Raw genomic sequence first — 3,408 nt, 5'->3', positions numbered from 1 at the left:
GGCCACCTTCGCCCACGGCCGGGCCGGTGAGCGGCTCGCGGTGCGGGTCGGGCCCACCGGCTTCCTCGCCCGGGAGCTGCTGTCGGAGGTCCCCCGAGTCATGGCCGAGCTCTCGTCCTAGCGGCGCGTCCGTCAGAGCACACCGGGCGCACACCGGGCGCGCCCGCGCGACCGGCTGCATCCCGGCGCCGGGACTGGCAGGCTCGGGTCATGAGTTCGACTGACAAGATCCGTTCCGAGAAGATCCGTTCCGCCATCGACGCCGCCACCGACCCCGGGCCCGACGCGCTGGAACGCGCCCGCATGATCGTCGTGGACAAACTCGGGGAGTGGGACAGTCTGGGGGTGGACGAGATCGTCGAATCGGTCTGCGAGGCCTACGAGGCCCCCTCGGGCGAGCCGCTGAGACTGGGCGACGTGGACCCCTCCGACCCCGATACGGACACCCCCGCGATGCGACACCTGCGGTACGCCCGGGCGGCCCGCACCGCGATCATCGATCTCGAGCGGGAGGGGGCGATCGTCGCGGTGGACGAGCAACCCGGCGACGCCGAGGCGGTCAACCTGACCGACGACCCGACCGGGGACGGCACCGCCGACGACGACCTCCACGACGACGACGAGGTCACCGCCGTCAAGGAGACCACGGGCCCGGCCGGCCGTGAGTCCGGTGCCGACGAGTTGGTCCTCAGCACCGGCCCGCGACCGCGGGGCCGGCGGTTCGCACTGGCCGCTCGCTGACGGCCCTGCTCAGAGCGAGGTCGTGGTCTCCGGGTGGTCGGTCTCCCGGAGGGACTTCTGCGCGCCACCGGAGAGTGTGGACTCGCCGAGCCTGGCCTCGCGGTAACGGTCGGCCTGCGCCTGGGTGATCGCCTCGCGGGCGCCGTCCTTGGCGTAGCAGACCGGCAGCCACGCGCCCTGGGAGTCCAGGCGTGCCACTATCCGCTGGCGCAGGCGGAACGGCTGGATGGAGTCCGACCAGGCGACCAGCAGGTCCAGATCGGCCCCGCGGGCGTCCGGGAGCGAGTCGGTGGCGCAGAAGTGCTGGACGCTACGCCAGACGGCGAACTGCGCCCCGGTGACGGAGAGCGGGTCCACGGTGGCCGCCCTGGGCGAGCGCGCCGAGCGACTCCGGGCGGGCTTGCCGGGGGCGGGCCGCGGAGGCGGCGGTGAGGTGTTCTCCCCGGACTCCACGCGTCGGCGCGCCTCCGCCATCCGCTGCTGTCGGCGTTCCGCCGGAGTGCTCTTCTCGCTCGTGTCCCAGAAGCCCGTCATGTCATCAAACTTTACGCGGGTTCCGGCGACCCACACCTCACCCGAACGGCCGGGTGCGGTGGACCTCACATATCCAGGCCGAGGTCGAGGACCGCAACCGAGTGGGTGAGCCCGCCGACGGCGAGGAAGTCGACACCACAGCGCGCGTAGTCGGCGGCGACGTCCAGACCGAGGCCGCCACTGGACTCCAGCCGGGTCCGGGGCGAGATCGCGTTCCGACGCTGCACGGCCATCTGCGTCTGCCAGACGGGGAAGTTGTCCAGCAGGACCAGGTCCACGCCTGCGTCGAGCATCTGGTCGAGCTGCTCCAGGGAGTCCACCTCGACCTCGCAGGGCAGGTCCGGGAAGTGCTCGCGCACGGCGGCCAGCGCCGGAACCACCCCACCGGCGGCCACCACGTGGTTGTCCTTGACCAGGACGGCGTCCCCGAGGCCGAGTCGGTGGTTGACCCCGCCGCCGCAGCGGACGGCGTACTTCTGCAGCAGGCGCATGCCGGGCATGGTCTTGCGGGTGTCGCGCACGGCGCAGCCGGTGCCACTGAGCTCGTCGGCCCATGCCCGGGTCGCGGTGGCCACCCCCGAGAGGTGGCACACGAGGTTGAGCAGTGTCCGCTCGGCGGTGAGCAGCCCGCGCGTCGGAGCGGTGATCTCGGCCACCACGTCGCCGGCCGAGACGCGGTCACCGTCCCCCGCCCGGAGCGTGACCGAGTAGTCGTCGCCGAGCACCTCGGTCAGGACCATCCCGATCAGCGGCAACCCGGCCACCACCCCGTCGGATCGGGTCGCGAGTCGTGCGGTGGCACGGGAGTCCGCGGGCACGGTGGCCAGCGAGGTGGCGTCCGGGCCGTAACGCAGGTCCTCCTCGAGGGCGCGCCTGATCGCGATCAGGGCGTCGGCACGGGTGTCGGGGTCGAAGAGCTCGTCGTCGTCTCCCCCGGATACCGGCGAACCCACGCCCGCGCCGGTCACTCCCCGGATCCCGGGTTGCCGATGGCGATCATCCGCTCGACGGACCCGCGCGCGGCCTCGGCCGTTGCGGGATCGACGTGCACCTCGTCGGCGCCCTCGACGAGCGCGCGCAGCAGCGCGGCCGGGGTGATCATCTTCATGTAGGGGCAGCTGGCCTGGTCGTTGACCGGGAGGAAGTCGATCTCCGGAGCCGCCTTGCGCAGCTGGTGGATCATCCCGATCTCGGTGGCCACCAGGACCTCGCGGGCACCCGAGGAGCGGGCGGCGTCGACCATCCCGCCGGTGGACAGGATCTTGACCTGGTCGGCCGGCACGGCACCCTCGGTGGCGAGGTGCAGCGCGCTCGTGGCGCAGCCGCACTCGGGGTGGACGAACAGCTCGGCGCCCGGGTGGGCCTGCGACTTGGCGGTGAGCTGGTCACCGTTGATCGCGGCGTGGACGTGGCACTCGCCCGCCCACACGAGCACGTTGTCGCGGCCGGTCTTGCGCCGGACGTGCGCGCCGAGGAACTGGTCGGGCAGGAACAGCACCTCGCGGTCCGGGTCGATCGACTCGACCACCTCGACCGCGTTGGAGCTGGTGCAGCAGATGTCCGTGAGGGCCTTCACCGCGGCGGTGGTGTTGACGTAGGAGACCACCACGGCATCGGGGTGCTCGGACTTCCACTCCGCCAACTGCTCGGCGGTGATGGAGTCGGCCAGCGAACAGCCCGCCGCCTCGTCGGGGATGAGGACGGTCTTGTCCGGCGAGAGGATCTTGGCGGTCTCCGCCATGAAGTGGACGCCGCAGAAGATGATGGTCGACTGCTCGGCCTCCGCGGCGATGCGCGACAGGGCCAGGGAGTCCCCCACGTGGTGGGCGATGTCCTGGATGGCGGGGACCTCGTAGTTGTGGGCGAGGATCACCGCGTCACGCTCGCCGGCGAGGCGGCGGATCTCGGCGGCCCACTCCGCGTCGGGTTCGACGCCCGTGTACACCGCGCCGTCGTGGCGGATCCTCGTGGCGAGCGGCGAGTCGAGCCGTCCGACGGTGGTGTCGGGCCGTGGCGCGACCGTGGTGCCGTGTCCTGTGGCAGTGCTCATCGCTGCCCCCTCCCGGGTCGGTTCTGTGGGCCGATACGCCACCGGCCCTGTTTTCGACTTACAATCGAAAACATGATGCAGTG

The 3,408-nt window shown here is 71.9% G+C and carries 4 protein-coding genes; 1 reads left to right on the top strand and 3 read right to left on the bottom strand.

The window, feature by feature from the left end; all coding sequences use genetic code 11:
* The first annotated feature begins 210 nt into the window (after window positions 1-210).
* The gene (locus G6028_RS14400) at window positions 211-741 is read left to right on the top strand and encodes a hypothetical protein (RefSeq protein WP_182659281.1); all 531 of its coding nucleotides are present in this window, start codon (window positions 211-213) and stop codon (window positions 739-741) included.
* A 9-nt stretch (window positions 742-750) separates the two neighbouring features.
* Here G6028_RS14400 and G6028_RS14395 read toward each other — a convergent pair whose 3' ends face one another.
* The 3 genes from G6028_RS14395 to nadA all read right to left on the bottom strand — a co-directional run bounded on the left by G6028_RS14395 (window position 751) and on the right by nadA (window position 3,325).
* Complete coding sequence (locus G6028_RS14395; RefSeq protein WP_182616728.1) at window positions 751-1,275, bottom strand: hypothetical protein; 525 nt, start codon at window positions 1,273-1,275, stop codon at window positions 751-753.
* Window positions 1,276-1,340: 65 nt separating this feature from the next.
* Window positions 1,341-2,228 (bottom strand): carboxylating nicotinate-nucleotide diphosphorylase, encoded by an 888-nt coding sequence (gene nadC, locus G6028_RS14390; RefSeq protein ID WP_422110540.1) that lies wholly within the window; start codon window positions 2,226-2,228, stop codon window positions 1,341-1,343.
* An 11-nt stretch (window positions 2,229-2,239) separates the two neighbouring features.
* Complete coding sequence (nadA, locus tag G6028_RS14385) at window positions 2,240-3,325, bottom strand: quinolinate synthase NadA (protein WP_187700272.1); 1,086 nt, start codon at window positions 3,323-3,325, stop codon at window positions 2,240-2,242.
* Window positions 3,326-3,408 lie beyond the last annotated feature (83 nt).

Source organism: Dietzia cercidiphylli (genome assembly GCF_014145145.1).
GTDB lineage: Bacteria > Actinomycetota > Actinomycetes > Mycobacteriales > Mycobacteriaceae > Dietzia > Dietzia natronolimnaea.
Note: the sequence above shows the minus strand (reverse complement) of the source record. Positions and strands in the feature narration are given on the sequence as shown.

Coding starts and splice junctions, on each gene's coding strand:
- G6028_RS14400 (WP_182659281.1), top strand. CDS start 211: ATGAGTTCGACTGACAAGATCCGTTCCGAGAAGATCCGTTCCGCCATC.
- G6028_RS14395 (WP_182616728.1), bottom strand. CDS start 1,275: ATGACGGGCTTCTGGGACACGAGCGAGAAGAGCACTCCGGCGGAACGC.
- nadA (WP_187700272.1), bottom strand. CDS start 3,325: ATGAGCACTGCCACAGGACACGGCACCACGGTCGCGCCACGGCCCGAC.